Below are 13,190 nucleotides of genomic sequence, written 5' to 3' on the forward strand. Positions count from 1 at the left end.
CGGAGGGGACCCACGCGTTCCCATCTCGAACACGACCGTTAAGCCCTCCAGCGTCGATGGTACTTGAACCGCAGGGTTCTGGGAGAGTAGAACGTCGCCAAGCAGAACCCCTTGAGGGTGACTGGTTAAACATCTGGGCCCTTAGCTCAGCTGGTTAGAGCGCACCCCTGATAAGGGTGAGGTCGGTGGTTCGAGTCCACTAGGGCCCACCATTTATACAACAGATTATCCAGTCAAAAGATATGGGGCCATAGCTCAGCTGGGAGAGCGCCTGCCTTGCAAGCAGGAGGTCAGCGGTTCGATCCCGCTTGGCTCCACCATATTCCCTGATAGCTCAGTTGGTAGAGCACTCGACTGTTAATCGAGTTGTCACAGGTTCGAGTCCTGTTCGGGGAGTTCCTTACCCATAAATACTAGGAGAAGTGTCCGAGCTGGCCGAAGGAGCACGATTGGAAATCGTGTAGGCGTCACAAGCGTCTCGAGGGTTCGAATCCCTCCTTCTCCGTTTCTTATAGAATGTATGATGGCGGCGTAGCTCAGCTGGCTAGAGCGTACGGTTCATACCCGTAAGGTCGGGGGTTCGAGCCCCTCCGCCGCTACCAGTTCAAATTGGAGAGATACCCAAGTGGCTATAAGGGGACCCTCTGCTAAGGGGTTAGACTGCGTAAGTGGTGCGAGGGTTCGAATCCCTCTCTCTCCGTCGATACACTTCTTATAATCCGGCCCGTTGGTCAAGTGGTTAAGACACCTCCCTTTCACGGAGGTAACAGGGGTTCGAGTCCCCTACGGGTCACTTCTTTCATACATGGAGGCTTAGCTCAGCTGGGAGAGCATCTGCCTTACAAGCAGAGGGTCGGCGGTTCGATCCCGTCAGCCTCCACCATCATAATTAAACGCGGAGCCGTGGTGTAGAGGCCTAACATGCCTGCCTGTCACGCAGGAGACCGCGGGTTCGAATCCCGTCGGCTCCGCCATTTTTCAACAAATGAATATGCCGTTGTAGCTCAACTGGTAGAGCAACTGACTTGTAATCAGTAGGTTGGGGGTTCAAGTCCTCTCGACGGCACCATGCAATGTGGAGGCTTAGTGAAGTGGCTAAACACGGCAGACTGTAAATCTGCTCTCTCCGAGTTCGGTGGTTCGAATCCATCAGCCTCCATTGTTTTTCTTCATTACGGCGGTCGTGGCGAAGTGGTTAACGCACTGGTCTGTGGCTCCAGCACTCGCGGGTTCAAGTCCCGTCGATCGCCCTCTTTACATATTGGGGATTAGCCAAGCGGTAAGGCAACGGACTTTGACTCCGTCATTCCAAGGTTCGAATCCTTGATCCCCAGTTCTTCTTGTGAGTCATTAGCTCAGTTGGTAGAGCACCTGACTTTTAATCAGGGTGTCGTAGGTTCGAATCCTACATGACTCACCATTTGTCTTTTCACATGCGCGTATGGCGGAATTGGCAGACGCACTAGACTTAGGATCTAGCGGGCGACCGTGGGGGTTCAAGTCCCTCTACGCGCACCATCTCTCAATCATTTGAGAGCACCCATTCATGCGGAAGTGGCTCAGGGGTAGAGCATCGCCTTGCCAAGGCGAGGGTCGCGGGTTCGAATCCCGTCTTCCGCTTTTTCGGCGCTATAGCCAAGTGGTAAGGCAGAGCTCTGCAAAAGCTTTACCCCCAGTTCGAATCTGGGTAGCGCCTTCTGCCTTCACATTAAGCCGGAGTGGCGGAATCGGCAGACGCACAGGACTTAAAATCCTGCGATAGGTGACTATCGTACCGGTTCAAGTCCGGTCTTCGGCACTTTCAATTGAATAACATTTGCGCCCTTAGCTCAGCTGGATAGAGTATTTGACTACGAATCAAAAGGTCGGGAGTTCGAATCTCTCAGGGCGCGCCACCTAAGCCGGCGTGGCGGAATGGCAGACGCGCTCGACTCAAAATCGAGTTCTCACGAGTGGAGGTTCGAGTCCTCTCGCCGGTATCGACGGGACGTAGCTCAGCTTGGTAGAGCACCTGCTTTGGGAGCAGGGGGTCGCATGTTCAAATCGTGTCGTCCCGATTGATTTAAATACACCTTGCGGGTGTAGTTCAATGGTAGAACTCCAGCCTTCCAAGCTGGTAGCGTGGGTTCGATTCCCATCACCCGCTTTCAAATGAGAAACCACCTTCGGGTGGTTTTTCTGCGTTTAAAGCTGGAAAGTGGGGAGGAAAATACGAAAAGGGATCCTTACAAGAGTAAGGATCCCTTTTCTCCGATTATTTCAACTCAGCGATCAAACGATCCACATCGCCCGTCGGAGTATGTAACACTTCATATACGTTAACAGTGACATGATTTTGAATCTGGTCTGTTGTCAGGTTGTTGAAGGTCAGCGTTTGCTTGCCATTCACCAGACGGTCAGTTCCCGTGAATGGGAACGTTTTGGAGCCGATAATGCTTCCGGCAGCATCAACCAGTTCGAATTTTAATTTGGAGAAATTATCGTCTACCAACACTTTCGGATCACGAATCAGATCCAAGTATAGCTGTAGTTTATACGTATAGCTGAGTGCAATCGTTTGTCCAGGGGATGTGATTTGCGATAAGAAATAATCTTTGATATTCACTTTGTACGGATACAGGGCGATCTCGTGTCTATCTTCTTGCGCCTGGGCCGTAACTTGATAGGAGGCAATCGTTGATTTGAAAGCCGGTACAGAGCCTGCGTTCGATTCCCCTTGGATTTCGTTTTGCACTTTCATTGTAAAGTGATCGCTGGTCTCCGCGACAGGGAGAACGAAGCCATAGCTGACAACCGCAGAGGTTCCCGGAGCAATGGTTTTTTGCACATCGCTTTGTCTATATCCCGTATAATCATAGCCGGATGGACTCGACAGCATCGTTTGGAAAGCAGGGACAGGAACAGCACTTACCCCTTTGTTCGTCAAAGTAAATTTAGCAAAAGCTACCTTGCTGCCTTGATCTTTGTTATCCGCCACATGCAGTTCCACCAAAGCGACATCAAGATCCTGATTAATCACATCATTCCATTGCTCGAAAGCAATAGGAGTACCATAGGTATAGCTGCTAGCTGCGCCAGCGGCACTCGGCAGTTCAAGATTGAGTTTCCCCAAGGTGAAAGTCGAAGTCTTCGTATTGCCTGAAGAATCGGCTTGCGTAAAATTTTCCGATGTCAGAACATTGAGGCTGTCCAGCACGGTATCCATATCGGTCCGAATCGCAAAGTGCACATATTTGCTCTCGCCTGCATCCAGCAGGACTGGACCTGATTCGGCCTGTTTGCCTGTATATAGATTCGCGGAAGACTTCCCATCCAGCTGAATGGCCGGCAGCGTTTCGGATTGGTCGCTAGGGTTGGTTACCAATAGTTTCACCAGATAGACGACGCCATCGGCACTATTCGTTTTGGTCATATCTACGGTTTTGTACTGCAGGGGAGATTCCACGGTAGGGATGCTGAAGGTTTCCCCCCACTTCACAGGAACCAAAGCGTTGCCAAACTCACCGCGATTCGCATTCCACACGTTTCCGGAGATTGGAGCCGTGAACAGGGTTGTTTCCTTTTTGGGATACACATCATAATCCACATCAACGAGCGACAGCTCGCTCAAACTCACTTCCGTTTGCCGATTGATCACTTTCATAAACGTCAATTCAACTTCAGATTCCGGCTGTACCCCGTGAGCGTTGCTGCTGCTCGGACGCAGTGTATATTCGGTTCCGCTCGCGGTCTTTACTTTAAGCTCGAAATCCGGAACGCGTAAGGTTTGATCGCTTGTGTTGATGGTTCGAATTACGGAGCCGATTCGCACCCCGCCGGCTATCTTCTCGGTAGAGATCCCTTCGACCGTTACCTGAAGATGATTGGCGATCGTATAGACAGCGGCTGTTTGCCCTATAGCTGTATTGGCATCTGTTCCATCTGCCCATGCAGGGAGTCCCGATATGAGCAGAGAGGACGACAATACGAACGATATGGCTGCTTGTTTGAATGGAATTCTCATCGTTTAGTTCCCCCTAAGTTTTTTAAAAAAACTTTGTTTCAAAATCTTCTTTTACATTTCAATCATCACATGGTGTTTAGCATCGTTATCGGCGCTTCCCTGTTCGGCAATAACCTCTTTCTTTTTCCGCTTCATGAAAATAACCATGACGATTGCAATAAAAGCCGGAATGGCCGAAAGCATTAATGTGTCCGCGATCGCTCGAGTGAGAGCTTCTTTCTGCACCAATCCGTACAGCACCCCGATCACGCCACTGGCAGCAGAATTCGTATCCGTTCCCAGCTCCAAATAGCGATGTACGACATTGGTTTGGAAATCCGCATAAGCAGGTGTATTCGTAGAGATAGCTTCATTGAATCTGACTCCGTATTGCGATGATTTGTTGTTCATGATACTGGTCAGCAGCGCAATGCCGAGCGACGCCATGACATTTCGGATAACATTCGATACGGAGGAGGCTCTGCCGATCAGATGGTTCGGTAAGGTATTCATACCGGCGGAAGATAACGGCATCATGCATAGACCAATACCGACGCCCCGGATGACGAGCAATCCGCTGATCCAATGGATCGAGGTGTCTTGGGAGAGCACATGCATCTCGAGCGTCGTAAAGCCAATAATGGCCAAACCTACGATACTTAGCGGGACGACTCCATATTTCGAGACGAGCTTGCCTGCGATCGGCATCATGAAAGCCATGGCGATCGACTGCGGCATCATGACCAGCCCGGTTTGCATAGGCGTTAGCCCCGTTACGTTTTGCATGAAAATGGGCATCATATAAATGCCGCCCTGCATGGAAATCATTACGAAGCTGGAGGCCGCCAAGCTCAGCGTGAAAACAGGATTCTTGAATAAGCGAAAATCCATAATCGGATTATCTTTGCCTAGCTCTAACCAGATTAAAATGATGAAGCTCGAGATAGAAATGAAAAATAAGCTCACGATATAGAACGACGTCCACCCGTCGGCTTGCCCGTCGGTTAACGCCAGAAGCAGTGTGCTGAAAACAATCATACACAATATACTGCCGACATAATCGAACTTCAGACCCTCATGCCGCGGCGTCTCTTTCAAGATGACCAGACCAAGGCCGACAGCTACGATACCAATAGGAACGTTGATGTAAAATAAATACCGCCAGCTGAAATTATCGACTAAATAACCGCTTAACGTTGGTCCCATGGCCGGCGCGGCCATAGCCGCAATCCCCCAGATTCCCATGGCTACTTGGATTTTGCTGCGCGGCATGATTTGGTACAGCATGGCCATACCGACAGGCATAATGAATCCTCCGCCAAGCCCTTGGATAATTCGGAAAATCGTGAGACTCGTGTCGCTCCAAGCGATCCCGCAAAGAATCGAACCGACGATGAAGGCGCCCACGGTCGTGAGGAACGTTGTTTTATAACCGAATCGGTCAGCCAGGAAGCCGCCCATGGGGACGACGACAGCCGAAGCAAGCATATACCCTGTAACGACCCATTCAATTTCCGTCGCCGTAGAACCGAATACAGCCATAAGCTTGGGAATCGCAACGTTCATTAAACTATTATCGAGAATGGCTAAGAAGGTACCAAGAATGAGGACGACTAGCGCTAGCCACTGATAAACTGTAATTTTCTCCTCTTGCTGCTCAACTGCGGGAGTATCTGTTTCTGCCGTTGCTGTTGACATGCTTGCAGCCTCCTTTACTCCGCATGAACCTTGGCTCCGTCGGTCAGTTTGTCGCCGGGATTCAAGATCACTTTATCACCCGGTTTCAGAGCCGAATCCCCCTTAAGGTATACCCAATCTTGATTCTTGTCTTCGGTTTGCAGCTGCACGGATTGTACCGTGTCGCCGTTGAGCTTGTAAGCAATTGATTTGCCGTCTTTCTGAATCAGGGCGATCTTGGGTACTTCGACGCGGCTTTCGCTGGCGTTCCCGCCGAAGGCAACGCTGGCAACGGCACCGGCATGCAGCGTTGCGTCCGGATTGTCGACCGTTAACTTAATGGGAAATGTATTATTATTCGTATCGGAAACAGGACTTATGAAGGTGATGGTGCCTTCGAAGGTTTTCCCTGGAATGCTAGGAACGGTTACGGTACCCTTAGCTCCTTGCTTAATGGCATTAATCATTCCTTCGGGAACGCTGACTTCAACCTTCACTTTATCCATGTTAACAACGGTCAATAAGGCAGCGCCCGCCTGCGCCATTTCTCCCGCGTTCACGTTCTTTTTCACGATGATTCCATCGATGGGGGATACGACGCCGGCATTTTTAACTGCGATTTGAATGAGATTCAACGCAGCCTGCTTCGCGGCTACATCGGCTCTGAGCTGCTCCAATGTATTGGCTGTTGCGCCTTCCTTCGTCAAGCTCAGCTTAGCCTCAGCAGCAGACAACTGTGAGGTCGCCGCTTGCTGCTGCGAAATCGCGGATTCCGTGGCAGCCTTGGCTTTTTCATAATCCAGCGTTACTTTATCCAACTCGTCGGAGCTTACATCGCCTTGATCGTAGAAGTTTTTCGCATGATTGTAGTTTTTGCTCACAAGATCATAAGCGGCCTGGGCTTGCGATACGCCTGCCTTGGCTTGGTTAACCGCCGCTTTGGCTTGTTCTACCGCTGCCGCAGCGGCTTGTAGATCTTGCGAACGGGCGCCTGCTTCCGTGTCCGCCAGTTTGGCTTGGGATGCGGTCAGTCCGGCTTGAGCTTGCTCCAACTGTTGAAGCAAATCTTCGGTGTCGAGCTGGACAAGCAGATCGCCTTTTTTCACTTTAGCGCCTTCTTCTACAGCAATAGAGGCGATTTTACCGCTGATTTTGGACACCACTTGGACGGTTTGATCGGACGCCAGCTTACCGCTCGCACCCACCGCATTCGAGCTGTTGATTTTCATGACTTTAACGTTGGGAACGGATTGCGCAGCGTTCGTCGGGGAAGAGGTGCAGCCGCTCGCAAGCAGCATGGAACCAGCTAGAACACTGAGAGATATAGCAACATTAAGATGTTTTTTCATGGGTAATCGTTACTCCCCTTTGATATGGATTTTGATCGCAGCATTCATCCCTGGCGCCAGATCCAATCCTTGATAATCGTCTATGGAAATCTTGACATTCATCCGCTGTGTAACTTTCGTGAAATTTCCGCTCGAGCTGGTTGTCGGAAGCAAGGAGAAAGTAGAGGCGGTCGCTTGGCCGATCTCCGTCACTTTCCCTCGGAATTCGGTTCCGTCGTAGGTATCGATATCGAAGGTAACCGGCTGGCCGATGTGAATTTTTTTGATTTTCGTCTCATCGATGTCTGCCGATATGTACAAAGCGTTTTTGTCAACAATCATGGCAACGGATTGCCCGGGAGACACCACTTCGCCGACCTTGGCGGCCGTTTGGATGACAGTTCCGCTAATTGGGGAGCGCAGTGCCGCTTGATCCAATAAACTATTCGATAAGTTCGTAATATCTTGCTGTCCGACAATTTGGTCAGCCACAACCGTATCGCCAACTTTAATGCCAAGCGTATTGATTTTGCCGGCAATGCGGGGCATGACGCGATAAATATCACCAGCGATACGGGCGTTGTCCGTCGATACGTAGTTAGCGCCCTGGTACCAGTAATAACCTCCGATATAGGCTCCGCTAATGACGATGACAGCCAGAATAACAACCAAAATTAATTTGCGTTTCATACCGTTCCCTCCAGCTTTCTCTCCAAATGTTTAATGAGTATTCCGACCACTTCTTTGCATGTTTCCAACTGTGCGGGGGCAAATGCATGTTCTAATCCTTCATAGAACTTTCTATTCAAAGCTTCAATCTTTGTTTTTTTCAGCTGAAGACAGCGCTCCGTCGTTTCAATCCACACGACCCTGCGATCTTGCTCATCTCTCTTTCGAACTACCAGCCCATCGCGTTCCAGGCGGTCAACTATGCCGGATACCGTGCTATTGCTGAGATGCACGGACTGCGCAAGATCCCCGAGCTTCTTGGGCTCCTGCTGAAACAACTCCCTTAAGATAAACAACTGCGGTCCTGTAAGCTCTTCGCGTTGTAACTCGCGGTACAGTAAAGACGCCCGTAACTTATGCAGCCGCGAGAATTCAGCGACAAGATCTCTGATGTCTTCCAAATACGACCCTCCTAATATGTTCGAATACGAATATTTCGGATGCGAAACATTCGTGGCATCAACCATAATAGCACGCTTTAAGATATCTGGGAATATGTAGAATCTGAAGGACAAAGACAAATGGACGGGCATAGGCGAATATACATATAAGGATTCATCAAAAGTTGGTTAATCAACTAGGAGGTGTTTCACTATGATTTATTGGATAGTCGCCGTGGTTATTGTGGTTATCGGCTTGTTGATCGCAGCCAGCGTGAAGAAGAAAAAATCGGTGGAGCCGGCAGGTGTTCAGACGCATAAGCCTTGCTCCTACTGCAATGAAGAAATTGAAATCGATGCGGCAGTTTGCAAGTACTGCAGGGGAGTTGTAGTCAGTTCAAGCTAGCGCAATCTATAGATTGTGAACATCGCAAGAGCCTGAGGCTGAGCCTCAGGCTTTTCGCGGTACGCGGCTGTCTGTGGTGGACAACGGTTTGTTCTTCCGCTGCGCATGCATGCCATGTGTAAATTGGACCTGCGGTCATTTTATGCGTTGAACATCCATGGCTATTCCTCTATACTTGAACCATATGAAGACACATTTGCAATTACGGAGATGAACCTATGAACCGCGAGGAGAAGAAGCGTGCCACACGCAAGAAGATCATGGACACAGCGCTCGAGTTATTTGCGGAGCAGGGCTACGAAGCGACGACAGTTCATCAAATAACGGAACGTGCCGGTGTGGGGAAAGGGACGTTTTTTAATTATTTTGAATGCAAAGAAGATGTGCTATGCGATATACAGACATTCTGGGCAACGACCGAATTCGTCAAGCTGAAAGACAAGAGCGGCCCGATCCTTCCGCATCTGCGGGAGTTTCTGATGGAGCTTGTTCGGCTTGTTCCTTATACAAGACAGCTTGTTCGAGCTATTTTCCAAAGCAGCCTTGGCAATGAGAAATCGCTGTCCCATCATCTGCAAATGCTGGGTGAGATGAAAATCATTCTTATCCCGCTTGTTGAGGAGGCCCAAAAGCGAGGGGAATTCTCCACCGTTTTCCCGGCCGAGATGATCGCTGACCAAGCGATTCAGACTTATATGGGCGTGCTCTTGTCGTGGGGGATGGGGATGGGCGATGAGAAGCTGAACAATCAGATGGCGGTAAGCTTTGAATTGTTTTTCCGTAGTCTACAACCCTAAACCGGGTATAATTTCCGCTGATTTGACTCATATTATCGAAGTTCCCAATTACTTATTAAAGGAGACTTCGAGACATGCAGCAGCAAACACCATATAACAACATGAACCAAATGGCACCGCAAATGAACCACGGCGGGCATGAGCTCTTCGATTTGCATGAAGTGCTTTCCTGTACGATTAACGTCCTGGATCAATTTATGATGTTCCGGCAGTTCGTACAAGACCCAGAGCTGTTGGATATTCTGGACCACCAGTACAGCTTCACGCTTTACCACTATAACCTGACGGCTGAATGCTTCACGACCGGTCAAAAGCCGCACAACGAAACACAAACGTACATGATCCGCAATCTGTCTCAACCGATTTATGGCATCAAACCGACGCAGCCTAAGAAGCCGAATCAGTCGTTGGCGGACGTGAAGGATGCCGGCATCAGCGCACATATGCTGGGACTTATTAAATCCCATGCGTCGCTCTTGACGATGACCTCCCTTGAGGTAACGAATCCGACGGTGCGCCGCGTGCTGGCCTCCCAAGTACAGAACTTTATCGAAATGGCTTACGAAATCTTCTTATATCAAAACCGCAACGCCTACTACCAAGTTCCGCAGCTCGGAACCGACGACATGCAGAAGATGCTCAATACGTTCGTGCCGGTACAAGGTATGCCCCAAATGCCTCCGAATAACCGTGCACCGATTCATTAACATAGGGAAGAACCAGCTGAGCCGCATTATGGCTTATGCTGGTTTTTTCATTTACCCTTTTCTTAGGGCCATCGCGGCAAAAGGACACTTGGGCGCCACACTTTCGTCATCACGCAGAAAATATTGCTCCCATTCCAAATTGTCGCTCTGGCCGTACCATTTGAGCGAGGGGTGCGCCGGCACGCCATCATACTCGACAAGCTTCTGGCGAATTTGCTTCTTCATATTCCGGCCGAAAGCCGTGGAGTCGTTGATTTCCTCAAACACCCAACGGGGCTGGAACGTAATAAGGAAGTAAGGCGTCCACCGGCTTCTGCGAACTTGATGGGCGGGCGTTCCGCAGAAGGCGAAATAGGGGTGACCGCTAAAGCAATATTCCCAATTATGGTGTGAGGGGTCTTGGGGAATGTGCGCAGGCCATGGAACCTGGTCCAGGGCGCTTACCCGGTTCAGGACGGACCAGAATAGCTGCTCGTAATCTTCCACCGAATACAGCCGCATCTCTTCCGTTGTTTCAAAAAATATGACAAGCGAAGCATACTTGCCCGTATCGCGGGAACATTCCCCGTACTGCAGCAGCAGTTGCGCGACATGAGCGATCGATTCGTCATTATTGGGGTCTCCCGCGAAGCCGAAGCGCAAGCTGTCCGAAAGAAAGCCCTGCCTTCCCGGAATGCAGGGAAACATTCTGTCCTCATCCGCAATCATGTGACCGAACTTGTGAAAAGCATCCAGCTGCCAGTCGGGCAGCTCTTTGCCGTGAGCGTCCAGCCAGCTTTTGGTACGCAAATCTACCATAACCAACCCTCCTTACTCCGTTCGGTGCATCTTATGCGGAGAAGAAGCGTTGGGTGAATGTCCCGGGTTTCACATCATTTCCAGGTCTATCGCGGTGCATTGGTAGCCATTACAGGCGCTTTCCGAGCATGGACATGCGGATACGGCCGCAATCACGTCCATTTCAGCACGCAGTGTTATGAAGTCACCAGGCTTGGACAACGGCCTCTCAATTGTGATTTCCCCGAAAGGATGCACGATTGTGTTCATGAAAGCATTGAACGGGTAATGTTGATCAGGTGCGGGAATGCCGAATTCGGCCAAAGCCTCGTTCAGAATGTTATAGCAGCTGGGGTGATTGCTTTTGGCATAAAGCCGTTCGTACATCTCACTGCGGCAGGCCGGATTGAGGAAATCGTGCTGTCCAACCGTATCGGCAATGATAGTGAACATCGGCTTATACATATTGGTGTACAAATTGTCACCAGGCTTAACTTTCATCTTGTGCAAAGCATCCATCGTCACCCCAGGGTCCAGCCGTTCATGCAGATCGTCCTGGCGGTAGGCAACCAGATCGGCCACCTGCGCGCCTTCAACATCAATGATTCGGACCGACTGCCCTTGACTCAGCTTGAACGCCATTCCTTGCATAGGCGGTATACGCCATTTTCGTTTCATCCTTGATCACCTCCAGCAGGTTTTGGGATCACTTTACAAGTATGGCTTGCAGCGGATGTTTTTATTTTTGCATCCATCCCTCTGCCTGTGTAAGATAAGAATGATGATTATTTATTGTAGATAAGGGGGATTTCATGGTTTTCGGTGCGCGTGTTTGGAAAACGGGTATCGCCGTTGCTTTGAGCTTATACATCAGCGCCTGGCTTAACTTCAGCCCTCCTGTTATTGCGGCTGTTGCCGCAATCTTTGCCATGCAGCCCTCGATATACCGGTCGTGGCGCTATTTCCTGGACCAGCTGCAGACGAATATTCTCGGTGCCGCGCTTGCGCTGTTGGCGGGAATGTTCTTCTCGAATAATGTGATAGCGATCGGTCTTGTATGTATTATTGTAATTATCCTCTCGCTGCGAATGGGTATGGAAGAGACAATCGGCCTTACGCTCGTCACCGTAGTCGCTGTCATGGAGGCTTCGGGGGAGTGGCAGTTCGCACTAAACCGGCTGCTGCTAAGCCTGATCGGAATCGGTTGTGCTTTTATCGTGAATATCTTGTTCTTTCCGCCCAAGCCCAAAGAGCAGTTCGCTGTCCAGATTCAGTCTATTTTCAGCAAAATGTCGCTCCTCCTTCGCACTGTAATCTCCAACGAGATGAAGGAAAGTGTATTCCGGGATGAAAAAGAAGCGCTGCGGAGCGGCTTGAAGTCGCTATCGGATAAATACAGGCTCATGGAAGAAGAGATCAAGAAGCTCAAAGGCAAAGGCAATGGTTTCAGCCGCATTCGCGAGCTGGTCGTGTACAAGCAGAAGCTTCTTGTCATGTACAAAGGGCTTGAGGTGCTGGATGCCGTAGACGAGCATTATTTTCAGGCGGCGCGGACGGAAGCTATTGACGAATACTTCGATCAGCATATAGAGCGACTAATTAAGTTTCATGAACATGTGCTTCTGAAGTTCGATGACAAGCTGAAGGACGACAGTTCGGAGGGCATGGAGATGGAGGCGGAAAATGAGCGTTTCATGACCGTTCTCATCGAACGCTACACGAAGCAGCCGGAAGGCTTGCTGCGATTGTCCATCGTGGCTGCGGCCATCTACGATTATGGCCATCAAGTGGCTAGGCTGGATAAGCTTGTCGAGCACGATAATCGCGGCGAAGTGGAAGAGAGGGAGCCCCTCGAATTGCTGCTTAAAGGGATCAGACTCAAATAAATCATTCGACCTCCTGATTGCCGGGCGTAACCCGGTGATAGGAGGTTTTGTCGTAAAATAGGGAATGGAGGTTGCATTTCGAAATTGTATGTGCTATATTATGAGTCCTGCTTCTAACGGAGCGGTTGTGAGCGAGATGGAAGATCTGATTGTGTTGTGTAACTTCACGAATGGATGCAGAAATTAAATGCTTGCAAATGAAATTCAGATGTGGTATATTATTTCTCGCTGCTTCGGAAACGCGGCAGTGTACGAAAGACATTGATCTTTGAAAACTGAACAACGAGTGAGTAAACAGAACGAGCAATCGTTCAAACATGAGATTAACAATCTCGCTAGCAAGTCATTTGAGCTATTCAGCTTTCAATAAATGAGCGTAATATAGGGATCTTTGATCGTAGATCAAAGTCTCTCAGCTATGTTCAGCTATTATGGAGAGTTTGATCCTGGCTCAGGACGAACGCTGGCGGCGTGCCTAATACATGCAAGTCGAGCGGAGCACTTCGGTGCTTAGCGGCGGA

General features: G+C 49.8%; 11 protein-coding genes, 22 tRNA genes and 2 rRNA genes. 28 read left to right on the top strand and 7 right to left on the bottom strand.

Annotation, left to right across the window (positions count from 1 at the left end; translation table 11 throughout):
- The 23 genes from rrf to J2X61_RS36115 form a co-directional block, all read left to right on the top strand.
- Positions 1-103: ribosomal RNA gene (gene rrf, locus J2X61_RS36005) — 5S ribosomal RNA — on the top strand; the annotation flags it as partial.
- A gap of 32 nt (positions 104-135) precedes the next feature.
- Positions 136-212: transfer RNA gene (locus tag J2X61_RS36010), tRNA-Ile, on the top strand.
- Between the two features lie 32 nt (positions 213-244).
- A tRNA-Ala gene (locus tag J2X61_RS36015) sits at positions 245-320 on the top strand.
- Positions 321-323: 3 nt separating this feature from the next.
- Positions 324-396 (top strand) — tRNA-Asn (locus J2X61_RS36020).
- A 20-nt stretch (positions 397-416) separates the two neighbouring features.
- Positions 417-505 (top strand) — tRNA-Ser (locus tag J2X61_RS36025).
- A 20-nt stretch (positions 506-525) separates the two neighbouring features.
- Positions 526-602: transfer RNA gene (locus J2X61_RS36030), tRNA-Met, on the top strand.
- 9 nt (positions 603-611) lie between these two features.
- Positions 612-700, top strand: a tRNA-Ser gene (locus tag J2X61_RS36035).
- Positions 701-721: 21 nt separating this feature from the next.
- Positions 722-793, top strand: a tRNA-Glu gene (locus J2X61_RS36040).
- Positions 794-807: 14 nt separating this feature from the next.
- A tRNA-Val gene (locus tag J2X61_RS36045) sits at positions 808-883 on the top strand.
- 14 nt (positions 884-897) lie between these two features.
- Positions 898-974 (top strand) — tRNA-Asp (locus J2X61_RS36050).
- A gap of 19 nt (positions 975-993) precedes the next feature.
- A tRNA-Thr gene (locus tag J2X61_RS36055) sits at positions 994-1,069 on the top strand.
- A gap of 8 nt (positions 1,070-1,077) precedes the next feature.
- Positions 1,078-1,159: transfer RNA gene (locus tag J2X61_RS36060), tRNA-Tyr, on the top strand.
- An 18-nt stretch (positions 1,160-1,177) separates the two neighbouring features.
- Positions 1,178-1,250, top strand: a tRNA-His gene (locus J2X61_RS36065).
- Positions 1,251-1,262: 12 nt separating this feature from the next.
- A tRNA-Gln gene (locus J2X61_RS36070) sits at positions 1,263-1,334 on the top strand.
- 10 nt (positions 1,335-1,344) lie between these two features.
- A tRNA-Lys gene (locus J2X61_RS36075) sits at positions 1,345-1,420 on the top strand.
- A 15-nt stretch (positions 1,421-1,435) separates the two neighbouring features.
- Positions 1,436-1,518, top strand: a tRNA-Leu gene (locus tag J2X61_RS36080).
- Positions 1,519-1,548: 30 nt separating this feature from the next.
- Positions 1,549-1,620: transfer RNA gene (locus tag J2X61_RS36085), tRNA-Gly, on the top strand.
- A gap of 5 nt (positions 1,621-1,625) precedes the next feature.
- Positions 1,626-1,696: transfer RNA gene (locus J2X61_RS36090), tRNA-Cys, on the top strand.
- A gap of 16 nt (positions 1,697-1,712) precedes the next feature.
- Positions 1,713-1,798 (top strand) — tRNA-Leu (locus tag J2X61_RS36095).
- A gap of 20 nt (positions 1,799-1,818) precedes the next feature.
- Positions 1,819-1,895, top strand: a tRNA-Arg gene (locus J2X61_RS36100).
- A 5-nt stretch (positions 1,896-1,900) separates the two neighbouring features.
- A tRNA-Leu gene (locus J2X61_RS36105) sits at positions 1,901-1,979 on the top strand.
- A 4-nt stretch (positions 1,980-1,983) separates the two neighbouring features.
- Positions 1,984-2,057, top strand: a tRNA-Pro gene (locus J2X61_RS36110).
- 18 nt (positions 2,058-2,075) lie between these two features.
- Positions 2,076-2,146: transfer RNA gene (locus tag J2X61_RS36115), tRNA-Gly, on the top strand.
- Positions 2,147-2,254: 108 nt separating this feature from the next.
- Here J2X61_RS36115 and J2X61_RS36120 read toward each other — a convergent pair.
- Genes J2X61_RS36120 through J2X61_RS36140 form a run of 5 tightly spaced genes read right to left on the bottom strand, consistent with a single transcriptional unit; the run spans position 2,255 to position 8,117 of the window.
- Positions 2,255-4,003: a hypothetical protein gene (locus tag J2X61_RS36120; protein ID WP_310195277.1), complete on the bottom strand. Its 1,749-nt coding sequence runs from the start codon at positions 4,001-4,003 to the stop codon at positions 2,255-2,257.
- 51 nt (positions 4,004-4,054) lie between these two features.
- Positions 4,055-5,680: a DHA2 family efflux MFS transporter permease subunit gene (locus J2X61_RS36125; RefSeq protein ID WP_274473484.1), complete on the bottom strand. Its 1,626-nt coding sequence runs from the start codon at positions 5,678-5,680 to the stop codon at positions 4,055-4,057.
- Between the two features lie 14 nt (positions 5,681-5,694).
- Positions 5,695-7,008, bottom strand: coding sequence for an efflux RND transporter periplasmic adaptor subunit (locus tag J2X61_RS36130; RefSeq protein ID WP_310195280.1), 1,314 nt, complete (start codon positions 7,006-7,008; stop codon positions 5,695-5,697).
- Positions 7,009-7,017: 9 nt separating this feature from the next.
- On the bottom strand, positions 7,018-7,677 hold the full coding sequence (locus J2X61_RS36135) for an HlyD family secretion protein (protein WP_274473486.1): 660 nt from the start codon (positions 7,675-7,677) through the stop codon (positions 7,018-7,020).
- Positions 7,674-8,117 carry a MarR family winged helix-turn-helix transcriptional regulator gene (locus tag J2X61_RS36140; RefSeq protein ID WP_274473487.1) on the bottom strand — a complete coding sequence of 148 codons (444 nt, stop codon included), beginning with the start codon at positions 8,115-8,117 and terminating at the stop codon, positions 7,674-7,676. Before J2X61_RS36140 ends, J2X61_RS36135 begins: the two co-directional genes overlap by 4 nt.
- A 193-nt stretch (positions 8,118-8,310) precedes the next feature.
- On the opposite strand from J2X61_RS36140, the gene J2X61_RS36145 reads away from it, so the two are divergent.
- The 3 genes from J2X61_RS36145 to J2X61_RS36155 all read left to right on the top strand — a co-directional run bounded on the left by J2X61_RS36145 (position 8,311) and on the right by J2X61_RS36155 (position 10,006).
- Positions 8,311-8,502, top strand: a complete 192-nt coding sequence (locus J2X61_RS36145) for a hypothetical protein (RefSeq protein WP_274473488.1) — start codon at positions 8,311-8,313, stop codon at positions 8,500-8,502.
- Positions 8,503-8,720: 218 nt separating this feature from the next.
- On the top strand, positions 8,721-9,299 hold the full coding sequence (locus J2X61_RS36150) for a TetR/AcrR family transcriptional regulator (RefSeq protein ID WP_274473490.1): 579 nt from the start codon (positions 8,721-8,723) through the stop codon (positions 9,297-9,299).
- A 74-nt stretch (positions 9,300-9,373) separates the two neighbouring features.
- Positions 9,374-10,006 carry a spore coat protein gene (locus J2X61_RS36155; RefSeq protein ID WP_274473491.1) on the top strand — a complete coding sequence of 211 codons (633 nt, stop codon included), beginning with the start codon at positions 9,374-9,376 and terminating at the stop codon, positions 10,004-10,006.
- A 51-nt stretch (positions 10,007-10,057) separates the two neighbouring features.
- On the opposite strand, the gene J2X61_RS36160 is transcribed toward J2X61_RS36155, so the two are convergent.
- Both J2X61_RS36160 and J2X61_RS36165 read right to left on the bottom strand, forming a co-directional pair.
- Positions 10,058-10,804 carry a YqcI/YcgG family protein gene (locus J2X61_RS36160; RefSeq protein ID WP_274473492.1) on the bottom strand — a complete coding sequence of 249 codons (747 nt, stop codon included), beginning with the start codon at positions 10,802-10,804 and terminating at the stop codon, positions 10,058-10,060.
- Between the two features lie 69 nt (positions 10,805-10,873).
- The gene (locus J2X61_RS36165; RefSeq protein ID WP_310195285.1) at positions 10,874-11,461 is read right to left on the bottom strand and encodes a DUF1989 domain-containing protein; all 588 of its coding nucleotides are present in this window, start codon (positions 11,459-11,461) and stop codon (positions 10,874-10,876) included.
- Positions 11,462-11,595: 134 nt separating this feature from the next.
- On the opposite strand from J2X61_RS36165, the gene J2X61_RS36170 reads away from it, so the two are divergent.
- Positions 11,596-12,669, top strand: coding sequence for an FUSC family protein (locus tag J2X61_RS36170; RefSeq protein WP_274473495.1), 1,074 nt, complete (start codon positions 11,596-11,598; stop codon positions 12,667-12,669).
- 428 nt (positions 12,670-13,097) lie between these two features.
- A 16S ribosomal RNA gene (locus J2X61_RS36175) occupies positions 13,098-13,190 on the top strand; the annotation flags it as partial.

Source organism: Bacillus sp. 3255, assembly GCF_031456485.1.
Classification (GTDB): domain Bacteria; phylum Bacillota; class Bacilli; order Paenibacillales; family NBRC-103111; genus Paenibacillus_E.